This window comes from Mesorhizobium sp. M0045, assembly GCF_040323385.1.
In the GTDB taxonomy this organism is placed as follows: domain Bacteria; phylum Pseudomonadota; class Alphaproteobacteria; order Rhizobiales; family Rhizobiaceae; genus Mesorhizobium.
The window spans coordinates 477,417-495,401 of record NZ_JAMYUY010000001.1 but is presented as its reverse complement, the minus strand read 5'-3'; the positions used below and the strand labels follow the sequence as shown (position 1 = coordinate 495,401).

The 17,985-nt window shown below is 63.0% G+C and carries 15 protein-coding genes; 9 read left to right on the top strand and 6 right to left on the bottom strand.

The annotated features are described in order from the left end of the window. The first annotated feature begins 3 nt into the window (after window positions 1-3). The 4 genes from NKJ72_RS02520 to NKJ72_RS02505 are packed head-to-tail and all read left to right on the top strand — an operon-like array spanning window position 4 to window position 5,216. A complete protein-coding gene (locus tag NKJ72_RS02520; protein WP_352475684.1) occupies window positions 4-1,011 on the top strand; it encodes an ABC transporter permease in 1,008 nt (335 codons plus the stop codon). Window position 1,012: 1 nt separating this feature from the next. Further along, window positions 1,013-2,146, top strand: coding sequence for an ABC transporter permease (locus NKJ72_RS02515; protein ID WP_352475683.1), 1,134 nt, complete (start codon window positions 1,013-1,015; stop codon window positions 2,144-2,146). 10 nt (window positions 2,147-2,156) lie between these two features. Beyond that, complete coding sequence (locus NKJ72_RS02510; RefSeq protein WP_352475744.1) at window positions 2,157-3,824, top strand: ABC transporter ATP-binding protein; 1,668 nt, start codon at window positions 2,157-2,159, stop codon at window positions 3,822-3,824. Between the two features lie 21 nt (window positions 3,825-3,845). Further along, a complete protein-coding gene (locus NKJ72_RS02505) occupies window positions 3,846-5,216 on the top strand; it encodes an alpha-glucosidase/alpha-galactosidase (protein ID WP_352475682.1) in 1,371 nt (456 codons plus the stop codon). A gap of 95 nt (window positions 5,217-5,311) precedes the next feature. On the opposite strand, the gene ftsZ is transcribed toward NKJ72_RS02505, so the two are convergent. Both ftsZ and NKJ72_RS02495 read right to left on the bottom strand, forming a co-directional pair. Further along, window positions 5,312-6,319 (bottom strand): cell division protein FtsZ, encoded by a 1,008-nt coding sequence (ftsZ, locus tag NKJ72_RS02500; RefSeq protein WP_023677189.1) that lies wholly within the window; start codon window positions 6,317-6,319, stop codon window positions 5,312-5,314. 218 nt (window positions 6,320-6,537) lie between these two features. Then, complete coding sequence (locus tag NKJ72_RS02495; protein ID WP_352475681.1) at window positions 6,538-7,656, bottom strand: NAD(P)/FAD-dependent oxidoreductase; 1,119 nt, start codon at window positions 7,654-7,656, stop codon at window positions 6,538-6,540. 166 nt (window positions 7,657-7,822) lie between these two features. Here NKJ72_RS02495 and NKJ72_RS02490 point away from each other — a divergent pair, with 166 nt between their 5' ends. Further along, a complete protein-coding gene (locus NKJ72_RS02490) occupies window positions 7,823-9,199 on the top strand; it encodes an aspartate aminotransferase family protein (protein WP_352475680.1) in 1,377 nt (458 codons plus the stop codon). A 5-nt stretch (window positions 9,200-9,204) separates the two neighbouring features. Here NKJ72_RS02490 and NKJ72_RS02485 read toward each other — a convergent pair whose 3' ends face one another. The 4 genes from NKJ72_RS02485 to NKJ72_RS02470 form a co-directional block, all read right to left on the bottom strand. Further along, window positions 9,205-10,305, bottom strand: coding sequence for an alcohol dehydrogenase family protein (locus NKJ72_RS02485; RefSeq protein WP_352475679.1), 1,101 nt, complete (start codon window positions 10,303-10,305; stop codon window positions 9,205-9,207). Window positions 10,306-10,314: 9 nt separating this feature from the next. Beyond that, window positions 10,315-11,694 carry an aspartate aminotransferase family protein gene (locus NKJ72_RS02480; protein WP_352475678.1) on the bottom strand — a complete coding sequence of 460 codons (1,380 nt, stop codon included), beginning with the start codon at window positions 11,692-11,694 and terminating at the stop codon, window positions 10,315-10,317. A 34-nt stretch (window positions 11,695-11,728) separates the two neighbouring features. After that, entirely contained in the window at window positions 11,729-13,222 is a 1,494-nt protein-coding gene (locus tag NKJ72_RS02475; protein ID WP_352475677.1) for an NAD-dependent succinate-semialdehyde dehydrogenase, read from the bottom strand. Between the two features lie 127 nt (window positions 13,223-13,349). Further along, on the bottom strand, window positions 13,350-13,841 hold the full coding sequence (locus tag NKJ72_RS02470; protein WP_352475676.1) for an Lrp/AsnC family transcriptional regulator: 492 nt from the start codon (window positions 13,839-13,841) through the stop codon (window positions 13,350-13,352). 82 nt (window positions 13,842-13,923) lie between these two features. Between NKJ72_RS02470 and ehuR the strand changes: the two genes are divergently transcribed. From ehuR to ehuC, 4 genes are all read left to right on the top strand, one after another. Further along, window positions 13,924-15,309 (top strand): MocR-like ectoine utilization transcription factor EhuR, encoded by a 1,386-nt coding sequence (ehuR, locus tag NKJ72_RS02465; protein ID WP_352475675.1) that lies wholly within the window; start codon window positions 13,924-13,926, stop codon window positions 15,307-15,309. A gap of 122 nt (window positions 15,310-15,431) precedes the next feature. Further along, the gene (gene ehuA / locus NKJ72_RS02460; RefSeq protein WP_352475674.1) at window positions 15,432-16,217 is read left to right on the top strand and encodes an ectoine/hydroxyectoine ABC transporter ATP-binding protein EhuA; all 786 of its coding nucleotides are present in this window, start codon (window positions 15,432-15,434) and stop codon (window positions 16,215-16,217) included. A 65-nt stretch (window positions 16,218-16,282) separates the two neighbouring features. Next, a complete protein-coding gene (gene ehuB / locus NKJ72_RS02455; RefSeq protein WP_254819482.1) occupies window positions 16,283-17,134 on the top strand; it encodes an ectoine/hydroxyectoine ABC transporter substrate-binding protein EhuB in 852 nt (283 codons plus the stop codon). A gap of 187 nt (window positions 17,135-17,321) precedes the next feature. Beyond that, window positions 17,322-17,981: an ectoine/hydroxyectoine ABC transporter permease subunit EhuC gene (gene ehuC / locus NKJ72_RS02450; protein ID WP_254819481.1), complete on the top strand. Its 660-nt coding sequence runs from the start codon at window positions 17,322-17,324 to the stop codon at window positions 17,979-17,981. The last annotated feature ends 4 nt before the right edge of the window (window positions 17,982-17,985 follow it).

The following is a 17,985-nucleotide window of genomic DNA, read 5'->3' as shown; positions in this document are numbered from 1 at the left end:
TCGATGCTGCGATTTCTGCTTATGCGCATAGCATCCGCAATACCGGTTCTCGCCATTTTGAGCGTGGTTACCTTCGCGATCATCCAGGCACCGCCGGGTAACTATGCCGACTATATCCGCTTGCAGCTCATCAACCAGGGTGGAGCCTCCTTTGCCGAGGCGGATGCTCAGGCGAAGGCTTACAGCGTGGAGCACGGCCTCGATAAGCCGGTTCCGCTCCAATACCTGAACTGGATCGGCGGCATCATCATCCGCGGCGATTTCGGCCACAGCCTGTATTACAACAAGCCCGTCGCCGACGTGGTAGGCGAGCGGCTGCCGCGCACGCTGCTGCTTGCGCTTGTCTGCCACCTGTTGGCATCGGTGCTGGGCATCGGCTTCGGCATCTGGGCGGCGACCAGGCAGTACAGCTGGATCGACAGTACGCTGTCAGCGATTTCCTTCCTCGGAATGACGGTACCGCGCTTCCTGATGGCGCTGATCATCGTCTATCTGCTGGTCTTCCAGTTTAACGTCTCCGAGATCGGCAGCTTCTTTTCGCCGCAATTTGGCGGGGCGCCGTGGTCCTGGGCGAAGTTCGTCGATCTCGTCCGGCATGTCTGGCCGGTTGTCGCCATCGCGACCTTCGGAGGGCTCGCCTACAACATGCGGGTGATGCGCGGCAATCTGCTCGACACGCTGAACGCGCAATATGTCGAGACCGCTCGCGCCAAGGGCCTCAGCGGCGGTGCGGTCGTCATGCGCCATGCGGTGCCCAATGCGCTGCATCCGCTGGTTATGTATCAGGGCGTGGTGCTGCCCTATATGCTGACCGGCGAGATTGAGACGGCGATCATCTTTGCCCTGCCGACCGTTGGCCCGGCGATCGTCGGCTCGATGGCGGTTGGCGACGTCTATGTCACGGCGACCTTCATGATGGTGCTGTCGGCGACGCTGATCGTTGGCAACATCATCGCCGACATGCTGCTCGTTATGCTCGACCCGCGTGTGCGCCAATATGCAGGGTCCTGAGATGCTTGCCTTCGAGCCCTCGCTGCCGCCGCTTGCCGAGGAATCGGCCAAGATCAAGCCGCGCGGCAATGAGAGCTACATCGCGCTCGTCTGGCGCCGCCTGAAACGGTCCTGGACCGGCATGGCCGGGCTCATCCTGGTCGCGCTTCTGGTGCTGCTGGCGGTGTTTGCCGACTTCTTCGCACCGATGGATCCCAAGGTGACCGATGTCGGCTTTGCCCCGCCGCAGATGATGAGCTTCCATGACAAGGACGGCAACTTTGTCTTCCAGCCGCGCGTCTATGCCCTGGCGGATTCGGAAGACCTCGACCCGGTTACCTTCCAACCCGTCGTCGGGCCGGACTACGACCATCCGCGGCTGCTCGGCTTCTTCGTCAAGGGCGCGGAGTACAGACTGCTCGGCCTGCTTCCCGCGAACCGGCACTTCTTCGGCTCGACCGACGGCCAGCCGGTGCATTTCCTTGGCACCGACAAATTCGGCCGCGATGTGCTGGCTCGTGCGATCTATGGTTCGCGCATCTCGTTGATGATCGCATTGACCGTGGTCTTCATCGTCACCGTGATCGGTACGACAGTCGGCATGGTGTCGGGCTATTTCGGCGGCACATTCGATGTCTGGGTCCAGCGCTTCGTCGAACTGGTGCTCGCATTTCCGCAATTGCCGCTTTATCTGGCGCTGACGTCGCTTGTTCCGGTGACGGCGCCGACGAATGTCTTCCTGGCCTTCGTGATCGTCGTCATGTCGGCGCTCGGCTGGGCGCAGATGTCGCGCGAGGTGCGCGGCAAGACCTTGGCGCTGGCGCGGATCGACTACGTCCGTGCGGCGATGGCGGTCGGCGCCACCGACGGCCGCATCATCATGCAGCATATTTTCCCAAACGTGATGAGCCACGTCATCGTTGCCGTCACATTGGCGATCCCCAGCGTCGTCCTGCTCGAATCCTTCCTCGGTTTTCTCGGCTTCGCGGTGAAACCGCCGCTGATCTCCTGGGGCCTGATGCTGCAGGACACCGCGACCTATTCGGTCATCGGCACCTATCCCTGGATCCTCTCGCCGGTCGGCTTCGTGCTTGTCACCGTCTTCGCGTTCAACGCGCTTGGCGATGGATTGCGCGATGCGGTCGATCCGTATTGAGCGTGACATGATGCAACACGCGCTCGTCAAATCCTTCGCACCGCCTGTCCGGCTCGACCATGACGGCCGTTCGGAAAAACCGGTCATCGATGCCCGCAACATCGCCGTCGATTTCAAGGTCGAGCACGGCATGATCGAAGCCGTTAAGGACATCTCCTTCCAGCTCTATCGCGGCGAGACGATCGCCATTGTCGGCGAGTCGGGATCGGGCAAGTCGGTGACGGCGCGCACCGTCATGGGACTGTTGTCGAAACGCGCGGTCGTGTCGCCGAAATCGACTGTCGAATACAACGGGGCAAACATCCTGAAATATTCCGAGCGTGCGCGGCGCAAACTGCGCGGCGACCGCATCTCGATGATCTTTCAGGAGCCGATGAGTTCGCTCAACCCGATCTACACGATCGGCAGCCAGATCGTCGAGGCGATACGGGTGCATCGCAAGATGAGCCGCAGGCAGGCCGAAGCAAGAGCGCTCGAGCTGCTGCAGCAGGTACAGATTCCTGAGCCCCAGGCGCGGCTGAAACAATACCCGCACCAGCTTTCCGGTGGCCAACGCCAGCGTGTGATGATCGCCATGGCGCTGGCCAACGATCCCGATGTGCTGATCGCCGATGAGCCGACGACGGCGCTCGACGTCACGGTTCAGGCGCAGATCCTCAATCTCATCCGAAACCTGCAGAAGAAACTGCGCATGGCGGTGATCCTGATCACGCACGACCTGACCGTGGTGCGGCAGTTCTCCGACTATGTCTACGTCATGCAGCATGGGGAGATGCGCGAGCACAATGTGACGGAGAGGCTGTTTGCCGATCCGCAGCATCCCTACACCTGTCACCTGCTTGCCTCCGAGCCGCGCGGCCAGGCAAATCCGTTGCCCGAAGGCGCCGACGTCATTCTTGAAGCCAAGGATGTGCGCGTCTCCTTCATGCTGCGGCATGGCACGTTCATGAGGCCGGACCTGCGCGAACTCGTCGCCGTCGACAGTCTCAGCCTGACCCTTCGGCGGCACGAGACGCTGGGTCTCGTCGGCGAATCCGGATCCGGCAAGACCACCTTCGGCGAGGCGTTGCTCAGGCTCAACACCACGGACAGCGGCGAGATCTATTTCGATGGCCAGCCGATCCATGGCTGTTCACGTTCGCAGATGCGGCCGTTGCGGTCGCGCATGCAGGTCGTCTTCCAGGATCCGTTCTCGTCGCTCAACCCACGCATGACGATCGGCCAGATCATCGAGGAAGGGCTGGTCGTCAACCGAATCGGCGCCACCAGGAACGATCGGATAGAGCGGGTGCGCGAGGCGCTGATCAGCGCCGGCATGCCCGGCGATATCCTGTCGCGCTTCCCGCACGAGTTTTCCGGCGGCCAGCGCCAGCGTATTGCGATTGCCCGCGCCGTCGCGCTCGAACCGGAATTCATCGTACTCGACGAGCCGACATCGGCACTGGATCTCTCCGTCCAGGCGCAGATCATCGAATTGCTGCGCAAGCTGCAGCGCGAACGGGGCCTGAGCTACATCTTCATCTCGCACGACCTCAAGGTCGTTCGGGCGCTGTGCCACCGCGTCATCGTCATGCAGCACGGCAAGATCGTCGAAGAGGGGCCGGTCGACGAAGTCCTGTCCCATCCCAAAACCGCTTACACCGAACGGCTGGTCAAGGCCGCTTTCGAGGTAGCCTGATTGCTTAAGCCGGAGGTCGTTGTGGCAAGAAATCCCAAGGTCGCTTTCATCGGAGCTGGCTCGACGGTGTTCATGAGGAACATCGTCGGCGACATATTGCAGCGTCCGGCCTTATCCGGCGCGACGATCGCACTGATGGACATCAATCCGCAACGGCTCGAGGAAAGCGCAATCGTGGTCGGCAAGCTGATCTCGACGCTCGGCGTGAAGGCCAAAGCCGAAACCTATTCGGACCAGCGCAAGGCGCTGGCGGGCGCCGATTTCGTCGTCGTCGCCTTCCAGATCGGCGGCTACGAGCCCTGCACCGTCACCGACTTCGAAGTTCCGAAGAAATACGGTCTGCGCCAGACCATCGCCGATACGCTCGGTGTCGGCGGCATCATGCGCGGCTTGAGAACCGTGCCGCATCTCTGGAAGATCTGCGAGGACATGCTCGCAATCTGCCCGCAGGCGATCATGCTGCAGTATGTCAACCCGATGGCGATCAACACCTGGGCGATCGCGGAGAAATATCCCGACATCAAGCAGGTCGGCCTCTGCCATTCGGTACAAGGCACAGCGATGGAACTGGCGCACGATCTCGACATTCCCTACGAGGAGATTCGCTACCGCTCGGCCGGCATCAATCACATGGCCTTCTACCTGAAGTTCGAGCATCGCCAGCCGGATGGCTCCTATCGCAACCTCTACCCGGATCTGCTGCGCGCCTACAGCGAAGGGCGGGCGCCCAAGCCGGGATGGAATCCGCGCTGCCCGAACAAGGTGCGCTACGAGATGCTGAAACGCCTCGGCTACTTCGTCACCGAGAGCTCCGAACATTTCGCGGAATACACGCCCTATTTCATCAAGGACGGGCGCGACGACCTGATCGAGAAATTCGGTATCCCGCTCGACGAATACCCGAAGCGCTGCATCGAGCAGATCGAACGCTGGAAGGGGCAAGCGGAAGCCTATCGCTCGGCTGACAAGATCGAAGTGGAGCAGTCGAAGGAATATGCGTCCTCGATCATGAACTCGGTCTGGACCGGCGAGCCGTCGGTGATCTACGGCAACGTCCGCAACAATGGCTGCATCACGTCATTGCCATATAATTGCGCGGCCGAGGTGCCATGCCTCGTTGACGCCTCGGGCATTCAACCCACCTTCATCGGCGACCTGCCGGTGCAGCTCACCGCGCTGATCCGTACCAATATCAACGTCCAGGAGCTGACGGTCCAGGCGCTGATGACCGAAAACCGCGAGCACATCTATCACGCGGCGATGATGGACCCGCATACGGCGGCTGAGCTCGACCTCGACCAGATATGGTCGCTGGTCGATGATTTGCTGGTTGCGCATGGCGATTGGCTGCCGGCCTGGGCGCGTGGAGCGCGCAGCGTTCGGGCGGCCTGAGTATCGGATACAGCTCGCGAGCAACCGTCGGCTGATGGGAAGTCTTCGAGGCGCGCGGCTCTGGTGACGCGAGGCTGGTAGTCAGCGATACGCGTTCAGTTCATGCGAACTTCCGGTTCGGCAAGCAGTGGAATCTCCAGGCCACGCCGCAAGCCGGTCGCCACGACCGATACCCTGAATTTTCCGGCGAGTGCCTTGTCGAAGATGGCGCCGACGATGATGTCGGCATCGTTGTCTACCTCCTCGCGGATGCGGGTTGCGGCTTCGTCGACTTCGAACAGCGTCATGTCCATGCCGCCCGATATCGAGACAAGGACGCCTTTGGCGCCCATCATCGAAGCTTCGTCGAGTAGCGGGTTGGCGATTGCCGCTTCCGCCGCCTTCTTGGCGCGGCCTTCTCCGGCAGCCTCGCCGGTCCCCATCATGGCGCGGCCCATGTCGCGCATCACCGACTTTACATCGGCGAAGTCGAGATTGATCAGGCCTTCCTTGACGATCAGATCGGTGATGCAGCCGACACCCGCATAAAGAACCCGGTCGGCCATGGCGAAGGCGTCGGCGAACGTGGTTCTGGCGTCGGCGATCCTGAACAGGTTCTGGTTGGGGATGACGATGACGGTATCGGCGCTTTCGCGCAGGCGCTCGATGCCCTCGTCGGCAGCGTACATGCGGCGCCTGCCTTCGAAGACAAATGGCTTGGTAACGACGGCGACGGTCAGTATTCCGGCTGCCCGTGCTGCCTGCGCTATAACAGGCGCGGCACCGGTGCCGGTTCCGCCTCCCATGCCGGCGGTCACGAAGCACATATGCGTTCCAGCAAGGTGATCCATGATCTCGTCGATGGATTCCACGGCCGCGGCACGGCCGACCTCGGGCAGGGACCCGGCGCCGAGACCTTCGGTGATATGAGCGCCCAACTGGATCAGCCTCGTTGCCTTTGACATGGCAAGGGCCTGGGCATCGGTGTTGGCGACGATGAATTCCGCGCCCTGCAGGCCTTCGGCGATCATGTTGTTGACGGCGTTGCCGCCGCCGCCGCCCACCCCGACGACGGTGATCTTGGGCCTCATCTCCGAGATTACCGGCCTCGTCGCGGTGTTCATTGCCGTTCTCCCTGGATACGCCGAGTGGTCGCTGGAAGCTTGTCCCGGGCGCACTGCGAAAACTTTGAACCGGGCAGTGCGAATCAGGAAAGCCCAGAATGCAGGGAATCAGAGCGCGGAGCGGGCTGCAAGTGCGCGATGTGCCTCATAGGCGACTTGCGCCTGAAAGTTCACGCAATGCGCCTTGATACAGTGCAGATCGTGGCGCGCGCCGCACGCTACAACTTTGGCGCGAGGCGCTGCGCGACATGGTCGGCAATCGCCAGGCAGGAGGTCAGGCCGGGGCTTTCGATGCCGAACAGGTTGACCAGGCTATCCACGCCGTGCACCGCCACGTCCTGGATGACGAAGTCGGCATTGGCCTCACCGGGACCGGACAGTTTTGGTCGGATGCCGCTGTAAGCGGGCTGCAGGCTGTCATCGGCCAGCTCCGGCCAGTATTTGCGGATCTCGCTGTAGAAGCGCTCGCCACGAGCTGGGTCGACGCGATAGTCGAGTTGATCGGTCCATTCGACGTCCGGCCCGAAGCGGGTGACGCCATCGAGATCGAGCGTCAGATGAACACCGAGCCCGCCGGGTTCGGGCACCGGATAGACCAATCGTGAGAACGGCGCCCGGCCGGTCACCGAAAAATAATTGCCCTTGGCATAATGGAGCTTTGGCACGAATTGCTGATTGAGCCCTTCAAGCGAACCCGCAAGGGCTGCCGCGCCAAGCCCGGCGGCATTGACGAAACGCGGAGTGGCGATTTCGAAGCGCTCGCCGCCGGCAGCGTCCACCGTCTCGAGCACGACGCGGCCCGCTTCGATGCGGCCGGAGTCGATGCGCGTGTTGAGACTAAGTGCCGCCCCGTGCGCTTCGGCATCAGCCAACAAGGCGAGCATCAGGGCATGGCTGTCGATGATCCCGGTGGCGGGCGACAGTAACGCTGCCGTACACCTAAGGCTGGGCTCCAGCGCATGCGCCTCGGCTTCGCGCAACGGCATCAGGTCGCCGGCGCCGCAAGCGCGTGCATTGGCCCGGATTGAGGCGAGCACCGGCTCCTGTTCGGCATTTGTGGCAACGATGAGCTTGCCGCAGCGCGCGTGCGGGATCGCCCGCTCCTCGCAATAGCGATAGAGTCTTTCCCGGCCGGCCACGCAGAACCGGGCCTTCAGCGATCCAACCGGATAGTGGAGGCCGGCATGGATGACCTCGGAATTGCGCGAGCTTGTCCCGGTGCCGATGGCGTTCTCGGCTTCCAGGACCAGCGAAACGATGCCGCGCTGCGCCATCTCTCGCGCGATCGCCAGGCCAACAACGCCGGCGCCGGCGACAATGCAGTCGACATGGTCCACGGTTAGGTCAAGCCGAAGTTCTGCATGCGTCCACCCATCCGCTGGCCCTGTCGAAAGCGCTTGACACTATACCGTTCGAGAAAGATGCATCAAACGGCATAATGCACGGGGACCTGCCGAGCCGGCCCGGCGGCAGGACTGTTTCGCGTGCAGCACAGGAGCCATCATGGACTCACGACCGAATTCACCCGAAGCCCGCGACATAAGCTTTCACATGCATGGCTATACGAATGCGCGCAAGCATCAGGAGTTGGGGCCGCTCGTCATCGAGAAAGGCGACGGCATCTATGTCGAGGACCTTGCCGGCAACCACTATATCGAGGCGATGGCGGGGCTCTGGAGCGTCGCGGTCGGTTTTTCGGAGAAGCGGCTGGTCGATGCGGCAGTACGGCAAATGTCGAAGCTGCCTTACTATCACGATTTCGGCTCCAAATCGCATTCGCCGCTGATCGATCTCGCCGAGAGACTGGTGCAGATGGCGCCGGTGCCGATGAGCAAGGCGTATTTCACCAATTCCGGTTCCGAGGCCAACGATACGGCCATGAAGATGATCTGGTACCGGTCGAATGCGCTCGACCAGCCGGCGCGCAAGAAGATCATCAGCCGCAAGAAGGGCTATCACGGCGTCACCATCGCCTCGGCAAGCCTGACCGGACTGCCCAACAACCACACTTCCTTTGACCTGCCGATTGCCAATGTGCTGCACACCTCGACGCCGCACCATTGGCGCGAGGCGCTGTCGGGTGAAAGCGAAGAGCTGTTTTCGACGCGGCTTGCCGACGAGCTGGAAACGCTGATCCTGGCCGAAGGACCGGAAACCATCGCCGCCTTTTTCGGCGAACCGATCATGGGCGCCGGCGGCGTCATCGTTCCGCCGGCCGGCTACTGGGAGAAGATACAGGCGGTGCTGTCGAGATACGACATCCTGCTCGTCGCCGACGAGGTGATCTGCGGCTTTGGCCGAACAGGTGAGATGTTCGGCTCGCAGACCTTCGGCATCAGGCCTGACATCATGGTGCTGTCGAAGCAGATCTCTTCGTCCTATCTGCCGATCTCGGCCCTGCTGATCAACGAAAAGGTATTCGGGCCGATCGCTGATGAAAGCAATCGTATCGGCACCTTCGGCCACGGTTTCACCGGCGGCGGCCATCCTGTTGCGGCAGCGGTCGCGCTCGAGAACCTGAAGCTGATCGAGGAGCGCGACCTTGTCGGCAATGCGCGCACAGTCGGTGCGCATATGCAGAAGCGGCTGCGCACACTCGCTTCGCACCCGCTTGTCGGCGAGGTGCGTGGCGTCGGCCTGATCGCGGCGGTCGAACTGGTCGGCGACAAGCCGAGCAAGGCGCCGTGGGACACGGTCGGGGCGCTGGGCGGGCTCGTCAACGGCTTCATGCAGCAGAACGGCGTCATCTCGCGCAATATGGGCGATGCGCTGGCTTTCTGCCCGCCGCTGATCATCACCGAGCCGCAGGTCGACCAGGTGATCGACGCGTTTGAACGGTCGCTCGAGGCTGCCGCCAAGGAGGTCCGATCGCAGAGCTGATCGTGCTATTTAGCGACGCCGACCGCATCCGGCACAACTACCAGCTTGCCGACGAAATCCTTTGCGATGAAATCCGCTTGGGCGCGATGGAAATCGGAGAGCTTGTAGACGCCGCCGACCAGCGGGCGGATCTTCTTCTCCTCGATGTAGCGCACGATGCGGCGGAAATCCGCGCGTGTGCCCTGGCTCGAGCCATGCAGTTGCAGCTGTTTCAGATACATGGTGCGCAGATCGAGCTGCACGACCGGGCCGGCAATTGCACCAGCCGTCGTATAGCGGCCTTCGGGCCTGAGGATGCGCAGCAGGTCGTTGAAGATCGCGCCGCCGACGAGGTCGGCCACCACGTCGATCGGCCGGCCGCCGGTCGCCTCGTTGACGGCGGCCGGCAGATCGGCAACGCCGCGGGTGATCACCGCCTCGGCGCCGATGTCACGCACGGCCTGTTCCTTGCCCTTGCCGGCAACGGCATAGGGAATGGCGCCGCGCGCCCGCGCCAGCTGCACGATGCCGGAGCCGACGCCGCCTGAGGCGCCGGTGACCAGCACCCGCTCGCCGGCTTTCAATGCGGCGCGTTCCAGCATCTGTTCACCGGTGAGATAGGCGCAGCAGAAGGTGGCGAGTTCGACGTCGCTCAGATCGGTGCTGACGACATGGGCGTTCTCGGCCGGCACTGTCTGATATTCGGCATAGCCGCCGTCGCGGCCGTGGCCCATATAGTCGATGTCGGCGAGTGAATCGTCGTCGCGATTGTAGATGGAGAAATCGACCATCACCCGCTCGCCGATGCGGGCCGGCGACACGCCGTCGCCGACGGCAACGATGTTGCCGACCGTGTCGGTGCCCTGGATGCGCGGGAAGGTCAGTGTGTTGCCTTGCCGCCGCCATGTCGAGACGGCGGCTGCATCCTCCTCAGTGCCATAGGCGCCCTGGCGCACCCAGACATCGGTGTTGTTCATGCCGCAAGCGGTGACCTTGATCAGCACCTCGCCCGGAGCGGGCGAGGGCACTTTGACGTCGGTGCGGTAGACGAGCTTTTCCGGTCCGCCGTGCCCGATCAGCTGCACGGCGGCCATGGTGGCGGGGAGGGTCTTGGTCATGGCATTCATGTCGGTTCTTCAGATGTTGGCAAACACGCTCTTCACCGCGTCGGCCGTCTTGGAGACGACGATGTCGGCCTCTTGCCGAGTCAGGCAGAGCGGCGGCGCGAAACCGAGAATGTCGCCCTGCGGCATGGCGCGGCCGATGACGCCGCTTGCCGCAAGGGTGGTCGCGACCTGCGGTCCGATCTTTTGCGAGGCGTCGAAGAACACGCGGTCGTCCCGGTCGGCGACGAACTCGATTGCCGCCAGCATGCCGTCGCCGCGCACCTCGCCGACGTTTTTGTGGCCACCGACGGCTTTCGTCAGCTCGGCGCGGAAATAGGCGCCGGTCTCGCCGGCGTTCCGCACCAGGTCCATCTCGTCGATCAGTTCCAGGTTGGCGACGCCGGCGGCCACGCAGATCGGATGCGCCGAATAGGTCCAGCCATGGCCGAGCGAGCCGAGCTTGTCGGAGCCTTGGACGAGCACCTGCCACACCTTGTCGGAGACGATGACGCCGGAGAGCGGCGCATAGGCCGAGGTCAGGCCCTTGGCGATGGTGATCAGGTCGGGCTTGATGCCGTAATGGTCGGAGCCGAACATGGTACCCAATCGGCCGAAGCCGGTGACTACTTCATCGGCGATCAAAAGCACGTCGTATTTCTTCAGCACCGCCTGGATCTTTTCCCAATAGCCGGCTGGCGGCGGCACGATGCCGCCGGTGCCGAGGATCGGCTCGCCGATGAAGGCGGCGACCGTTTCCGGCCCTTCGGCGAGGATCATCTCCTCGAGCTTGTCGGCGCAGTATTGCGAAAACTGCTCTTCACTCAGCGAGCGGTCGGCGCGGCGGAAATAGTAGGGCGCCTCGGTGTGCAGGACCGGCGCACGCGGCAGGTCGAAGGCGTTGTGGAACAGGTCGAGGCCGGTCAGCGATCCGGTCATGATGCCGGAGCCGTGATAACCGCGCCAGCGCGAGATGATCTTCTTCTTCTCGGACCGGCCGAGCACGTTGTTGTAGTACCAGATCAGCTTGATGTTGGTTTCATTGGCGTCTGAACCAGAGAGCCCGAAATAGACCCTCGACATGCCTTGCGGCGCGCGATCGATGATCATCTTGGACAGCGTGATCGACGCCTCGGTGCCGTGCCCGACATAGGCATGGTAATAAGCGAGATTCTTGGCCTGCGCGGCGATGGCGTCGGCGATCTTCTGGCGGCCATAACCGACATTGACGCAGTAGAGCCCGGCGAAGGCATCGATGCTTTTGCGCCCGTTGTTGTCCCAGATGGTGACGCCTTCGCCGCCGGCGATCACACGGGTCGGGCTCTCGCCACGCGCGTGGGTGCCCATATGGGTCGAGGGATGGAAGAAGTGATCGCGGTCCCAGGCGGCGAGTTCGTTTGACTGGTCGAGCATTTTTCTACTCCTGAGGGAAAGTGTCGGGCGCGGCTCACGCCACGTCGAGGCAGAGATATTTGAGATCGGTAAAGGCTTCGAGCCCGTGACGCGAGCCCTCGCGGCCGATGCCGGACTGCTTGACGCCGCCGAAAGGGATCGGCGCGCCGGTGATCTTGACGCGGTTGATGGCGACCATGCCATAGTCGAGCGCGCGGCCCATGCGCAATTGCCTACCGCCGTTTTCGGTGACGACATAGGCGACGAGGCCGTATTCGGTGGCATTGGCGCGGGCGACGACTTCCTCTTCGCTGTCGAAGGGCGTCACGGCGGCAACCGGACCGAAGGTTTCCTCGCGCATGATCAAAGCGTCGTCTCCCACGTCGGCAAGCAGGGTCGCCTGGTAGAACAGCGGCCCGGCGGAATGGCGCTTGCCGCCGGTCAGGCAGCGCGCGCCTTTGGCGAGCGCATCGGCCACCTGCTCCTCGACCTTCTTGACGGCGCGTTCGTGCATCAAGGGTCCGATTTCGGTGTCGTCAGCCAGGCCATTGCCGGTCCGCAATGCCTCGACGCGTTTGGCGAAAGCAGCACAGAACCGATCGTAGAGCGGACGCTGGACATAGATGCGGTTGGCGGCGAGGCAGTCCTGGCCGGAGGTCGCGAATTTGGCGTCGACCGCGATGGCGACAGCCTTGTCGAGATCGGCGTCAGCGAAGACGATCAGCGGCGCATGACCGCCGAGTTCCATCACCAGACGCTTCATCGTCGGCGCACTCTGCGCGGCGATCAGCCTGCCGATCTCGGTCGAGCCGGTGAAGCTCATGGCGCGAACGCGCGGGTCTTCGCACATCCGCCCAACGATAGTCGAAGCCCTGCCGGTGAGGACGTTGAAAACGCCAGCCGGCAGGCCGGCGCGTTCGCCAAGCTCGGCCAGCGCCAGTGCCGACAGCGGCGTTTCCGAGGAAGGATGCGCGACGATGGTGCAACCGGCGGCAAGGGCGGCAGCCGCCTTGCGGGTCAGCATGGCCGCTGGAAAATTCCACGGCGTGACGACGCCGACGACGCCAAGCGGCTCGCGCCGCACCATCATCTCGGTATCAGGCAGATGGCTGGTGACGCTTTCGGCGTTGAGACGTTTGGCCTCCTCGGCATACCATTCGACAAAAGAGGCGGCATAGTCGATCTCGCCGAGCGATTCCTTCAGCGACTTGCCTTGTTCGAGCGTCATCAGCAGAGCCAGGTCATTCTTGGCGGCGACGATCAGATCGAACCATTTTCGCAAGATTTTCGACCTTTCCTGCGGCAGCGATGCGCGCCAAGCAGGAAAGGCGCGCGATGCCGCATCGATCGCCAATGTCGTCTGCCGGGCATCGAGCGCGGCAACAAAAGCGACGGTCGATCCGGTGGCCGGATCGGTTACCTCGAAACTCTCCGCGGTCTCGCTCGCCGTCCAGTGGCCAGCGACATAGGCGAGTTCGCGCAGCAGCCGTCGGTCGGCGAGGCGATCAAGTGCTTCATGGCGGTGCGAGCGGGCAAAATGTGCGGACATCATCGGGCTCCCGGTTCGGGTGATGCCGCAAGACTATCTCTGCCGCGCAAACAGAGAGGCTGTTTGCGTGCCTGCACGTAGAGAGATTGTCTCTATTGCCCTGCCCCGCCAGACGATCTCTCCGGCATCAGGAAGATGCCGGCAACAGATCCGCCACTGGCAGCACACTCTCCTCCTTCACCGTCTTGGTGACGATGTAGGTGAAATAGCGGTCGATGCCGATCTCGCGTTCGAGCAGAGCGTCGACCAGCCGCTGATAGGCGTCGATGTCGCGCGCCATCACCTTCAGCAGGTAATCGACGCCGCCGCCGACAGACCAGCAGGCGACGATCTCGGGGATGTCGCGGATCACGCGCTCGAAACGGTCGAAATCGGCCTGGCGGTGGCTAGCCAGCGTCACCTCCATCAGCACGGTAGCGACCGGCGAGATGGCGCGCATGGCGATCCTGGCGTGGTAGCCCGAGACGATGCCGGCCTTTTCCAGCTTGCGCAGCCGCATCCAGCACGGCGTCGGCGACAGGCCGACTTTCTCGGCCAGCGCCAGCTTGGTGATGCGCCCGTCGCGCTGGATGGCGTCAAGGATCTTGAGATCGATCGGATCGAGTTTCGCTGCAGCCATGATCACCCACTTCCAGTGCCCGACACCATGACGGCGCATTATTTCGATTGTCAATTGCACTGATTTCGATCTCTAATAAGTCATGACATTTTGGCGACCAGATCCCGCTCTTATCCGGCGGCCGGCGTATCAATCGCTCGCCGACCAGTTCGCGCGGGCCATCCATGACGGGCGTCTGGCCACTGGCGCGCGCCTGCCGACGCACCGGCAACTGGCCGACGATCTGAAACTTTCCGTGCAGACGGTCAGCCGCGCCTACGAGGAATTGATCCGCCGCGGGCTGGTTTCCGGCGAGGTCGGCCGCGGCAGCTTCGTGCAGACGCAGCGCCGCGAGCCGGAGCCGCCCTATCTGCCGGAGCGGCTGGGCGAGGTCATCGACCTCTCCATCCTGAAGCCGGTCTGCGAACCGATGCATCTGGAGCGGCTAAGGCAGGCACTGGGCTGGCTCGCCGAAAACCTGCCGTCGAGCTCGGCGCTGTCGTTCAGGCCGAACATGGTGTTCCCGCGCCACCGCGCGGTGGGCGTCGAGTGGCTGCGGCTCTGCGGCCTCGACGCGTCGCCGCAGAACATCAGCCTGACCAACGGCGCCACGGCCGGGATGACGGTAGCGCTGATGAGCGTGGCGCCGCCCGGTTCGACCGTCGCCACGGAAGCGATCGGCCATCACACGCTGATCCCGCTGGCGCGCTATCTCGGCTTCAATCTCGAGGGTCTGCCCATCGACGACAATGGGCTGATCCCGGAAGCGCTCGACGCGGCCTGCCGGCTGTCCGACATCCGCGCCGTGTTCGTGCAGCCCTCGGTGATCAACCCGACGGCAACGCTGATGGATGCCGCCCGGCGCGAGCAGATCGCGGCGGTTGCGCGCAGGCACGACATCGCCATCATCGAGAACGATGTGCTCGGCCCGCTGGTCGAGGACCGGCCGCCGCCGGTCGCGGCGTTTGCCCCCGAGCGCACGCTCTATGTCACCTCCTTCACCAAGATCGTGGTGCCCGGCCTGCGCATCGGCTATCTCGCGGCACCCGATCGTTATGTCGCCGCGGTTGCCAACCGCCACCTGGTCTCGAACTGGATGGCGACTCCGATGGTGGCCGAGATCGCCAGCAAATGGGTGACCGACGGCACCGCGATGGAACTCGTTCGATGGCAGCGCCTGGCTTTGCGGCGGCGTCTGGACATCGCCGCCGAGGTGCTTGCCGGAGTGGATTATCGCGCTCATCGCGACGGGCTTCACGTCTGGCTGCGGCTGCCCGAGGATCGCGGCGAGGAAAGCTTTGTGTCCCAGGCGCGCCTGCAGGGCGTGGCGATTGCGCCCGGCACGTCGTTTCGCATTTCGCAGATGCCTTGGCATCCAGCCGTCCGGATTTCGCTGGGCTCGACCACGGAGGGGGAACTGCGTGCCGGTCTCGGCGTTGTCACAAAGCTTCTGCTCGGCGATCCCGAGCATCTCCTGCTTGCCATCTAGGCAACAAATGGCGGGGAATTGTGCGGAATTCGAAATATTGTCATGATATTATTTTCTTGATTGACATGATTTGCTGCGATCCGCATCGTTAAAGGCATAGCTTCTCCAGCACGGGAAATTCATTGTCGGCGCCCATCATCAAGATCGACGGCATTTCGAAAAGCTTCGGCACCTTCAAGGTGCTGGACGGCCTCTCGATGCAAGTCATGCCGGGCGAGAAGCTGGCGCTGATCGGCCCATCGGGCTCGGGCAAGACGACGATCCTGCGTATCCTGATGACGCTTGAGCGCATCGACAGCGGCCACATCCAGGTCGACGGCGAACAGCTGTACCACATGGAGCGTAACGGCCGGCTGCTAACGGCCGATGAACGGCATTTGGCAAAGATGCGCCAGAAGATCGGCATGGTCTTCCAACTGTTCAATCTGTTTCCGCACAAATGCGTCATCGACAATGTGACGCTGGCACCGATGCTGACCAAAGGCGTGCCGCGGGGCGCCGCCGAAAAGCGGGCGATGGAACTGCTCGACATGGTCGGCATGGTCGACAAGGCCAAAGCGATGCCGGCGCAGCTTTCCGGCGGACAGAAGCAGCGCGTCGCGATTGCGCGCGCGCTGGCGCTGTCGCCGAAGATCATGCTGTTCGACGAGGTCACCTCGGCGCTCGACCCGGAGCTCGTCGACGAGGTGCTCAACGTCATGCGCAAGCTCGCTGCCGAGACCGACATGACCATGCTGCTGGTCACGCACGAGATGGGTTTCGCCCATGACTTCGCCGACCGGGTGCTGTTCTTCGATCGCGGCAGAATAGTCGAGGAAGGCAAGCCCGACGAGATTTTCCGCCATCCCAAACAGGAGCGTACGCAAGGTTTCCTGAAGAAGATCATTGCGGCCGGACATCGGGTCTGACTGCCATGCGAGGCGGCGACGCCTCAAGCAAGCCAAGAAGACAGACAAACAAGGAGTTGGGAACAATGAAGAAATTTGCCATTTTGGCCGGCGTCGCCGGTATTGCGCTGGCGGCGGTGCTGGCCGCCTCGACGGCCGGCTCGGCCGATGACAGCAAGCTCGAAGAGCTCAAGGCGCAAGGCTTTGCCCGCGTCGCCATCGCCAACGAGCCGCCCTATACGGCGGTCGCTGCCGACGGCAAGGTTTCGGGTGCGGCGCCTGACGTTGCCCGTGAAATCTTCAAACGTCTTGGCGTGAACGATATCGTCGCCTCGATCTCGGAGTATGGCGCCATGATCCCCGGCTTGCAGGCCGGCCGTTTCGACGTCGTCACCGCCGGCCTGTTCATGAAGCCGGAACGTTGTGCTGCGGTCGCCTATTCGGAACCGGTGCTGTGCGACGCCGAGGCGATGTTGGTGAAGAAGGGCAACCCGAAGGGCTTCAAGAGCTACGAGGACGTCGCCAAGGACACCAGCGCGACGATCGGCGCACCGGGTGGCGGCACCGAGGAAAAGCTGGCGCTCACGGCAGGTGTGCCGCGCGAGCGCGTCATCGTCGTGCCGGACGGCCAGAGCGGCCTGAAGATGCTGCAGGACGGCCGTATCGATGCTTATTCACTGCCCGTGCTGTCGATCAACGACCTGGTCAAGAAAGCCAATGATCCGAACCTCGAAGTTATCGCGCCGGTGGTCGGTGCGCCGGTCTATTGCGACGGCGCGGCCTTCAAGAAGGGCGACGAAGCGCTGCGCGACGCCTATGATGTCGAGCTGGCGAAACTGAAGAAGTCCGGCGAGTTCGCCAAGATCATCGAGCCTTACGGCTTCTCGGCGGCGGCGGCAATGTCGACGAGCCGCGACAAGCTCTGCTCGGCGAAATAGGCGGGTCCTCCTTCTCCCCGTTCACGGAGAGAAGGAGGCCCGAAGGGCCGGATGAGGGGCAGCACAAAGTTCTGCCAAGCGGGCTCTGCCCCTCATCTGCCGCCCGGCATCTTTTTTCCCGTGAACGGGGAGAAGGAGGCTGAAGCCAACGTCTCGCTGGACATTCAACGCGGAAACTCTCGACCCAATGACCCAATGGTCCGGCTATTTCGGCCTGATATTGCAAGGAGCACTCGTCACCATCGAGTTGACGCTGATGGGGTCGGTGCTGGCCTTGGTCATGGCCTTTCTTGCCGGGCTGGGGCGGCTGTCGCGGTTCTTCGTGCTGCGCGCGCTGGCCACCGCCTATATCGAGTTCTTCCGCGGCACCTCGATCTTCGTGCAGCTGTTCTGGGCCTATTTCGTGCTGCCTTTCGCCGGCATTTCGCTGACGCCGCTGCAGGCCGGCGTGCTGGCGCTGGGCCTCAATGTCGGCGCTTATGCGGCGGAAGTCGTGCGCGGCGCCATCAAGTCGATCGGCCGCGAACAATATGAGGCCTGCACCGCGCTCAATCTCGGCCGCTGGCAAGCCATGCGCCATATCATCCTGCCGCAAGCGCTTCTGGTGATGCTGCCGACCTTCGGCAACAACGCCATCGAGCTGCTCAAGGCCACAGCCGTCGTTTCGCTGATCTCGCTTGCAGACCTGACCTTCCAGGCGCAGGTGGTGCGCTCGCAGACCGGCAATACACTGGTGCCGTTCAGCACCATCCTCGTCATCTATTTCGTCCTGGCGCTCCTCATCTCCTGGGGCGTGCGGTCGCTGGAACGCCGCATGGCTCGTGGCCTCGACGGGGTGCGCGTATGATCGA

Bases quoted from the DNA above. Each gene is read 5' to 3' on its own strand.
- ftsZ (WP_023677189.1), bottom strand. From the start codon at position 6,319: ATGAACACCGCGACGAGGCCGGTAATCTCGGAGATGAGGCCCAAGATC.
- NKJ72_RS02470 (WP_352475676.1), bottom strand. From the start codon at position 13,841: ATGGCTGCAGCGAAACTCGATCCGATCGATCTCAAGATCCTTGACGCC.
- NKJ72_RS02520 (WP_352475684.1), top strand. From the start codon at position 4: ATGCTGCGATTTCTGCTTATGCGCATAGCATCCGCAATACCGGTTCTC.
- NKJ72_RS02485 (WP_352475679.1), bottom strand. From the start codon at position 10,305: ATGAATGCCATGACCAAGACCCTCCCCGCCACCATGGCCGCCGTGCAG.
- NKJ72_RS02510 (WP_352475744.1), top strand. From the start codon at position 2,157: ATGCAACACGCGCTCGTCAAATCCTTCGCACCGCCTGTCCGGCTCGAC.
- NKJ72_RS02475 (WP_352475677.1), bottom strand. From the start codon at position 13,222: ATGTCCGCACATTTTGCCCGCTCGCACCGCCATGAAGCACTTGATCGC.
- ehuC (WP_254819481.1), top strand. From the start codon at position 17,322: ATGACCCAATGGTCCGGCTATTTCGGCCTGATATTGCAAGGAGCACTC.
- NKJ72_RS02490 (WP_352475680.1), top strand. From the start codon at position 7,823: ATGGACTCACGACCGAATTCACCCGAAGCCCGCGACATAAGCTTTCAC.
- NKJ72_RS02515 (WP_352475683.1), top strand. From the start codon at position 1,013: ATGCTTGCCTTCGAGCCCTCGCTGCCGCCGCTTGCCGAGGAATCGGCC.
- NKJ72_RS02480 (WP_352475678.1), bottom strand. From the start codon at position 11,694: ATGCTCGACCAGTCAAACGAACTCGCCGCCTGGGACCGCGATCACTTC.
- ehuR (WP_352475675.1), top strand. From the start codon at position 13,924: ATGACATTTTGGCGACCAGATCCCGCTCTTATCCGGCGGCCGGCGTAT.
- ehuB (WP_254819482.1), top strand. From the start codon at position 16,283: ATGAAGAAATTTGCCATTTTGGCCGGCGTCGCCGGTATTGCGCTGGCG.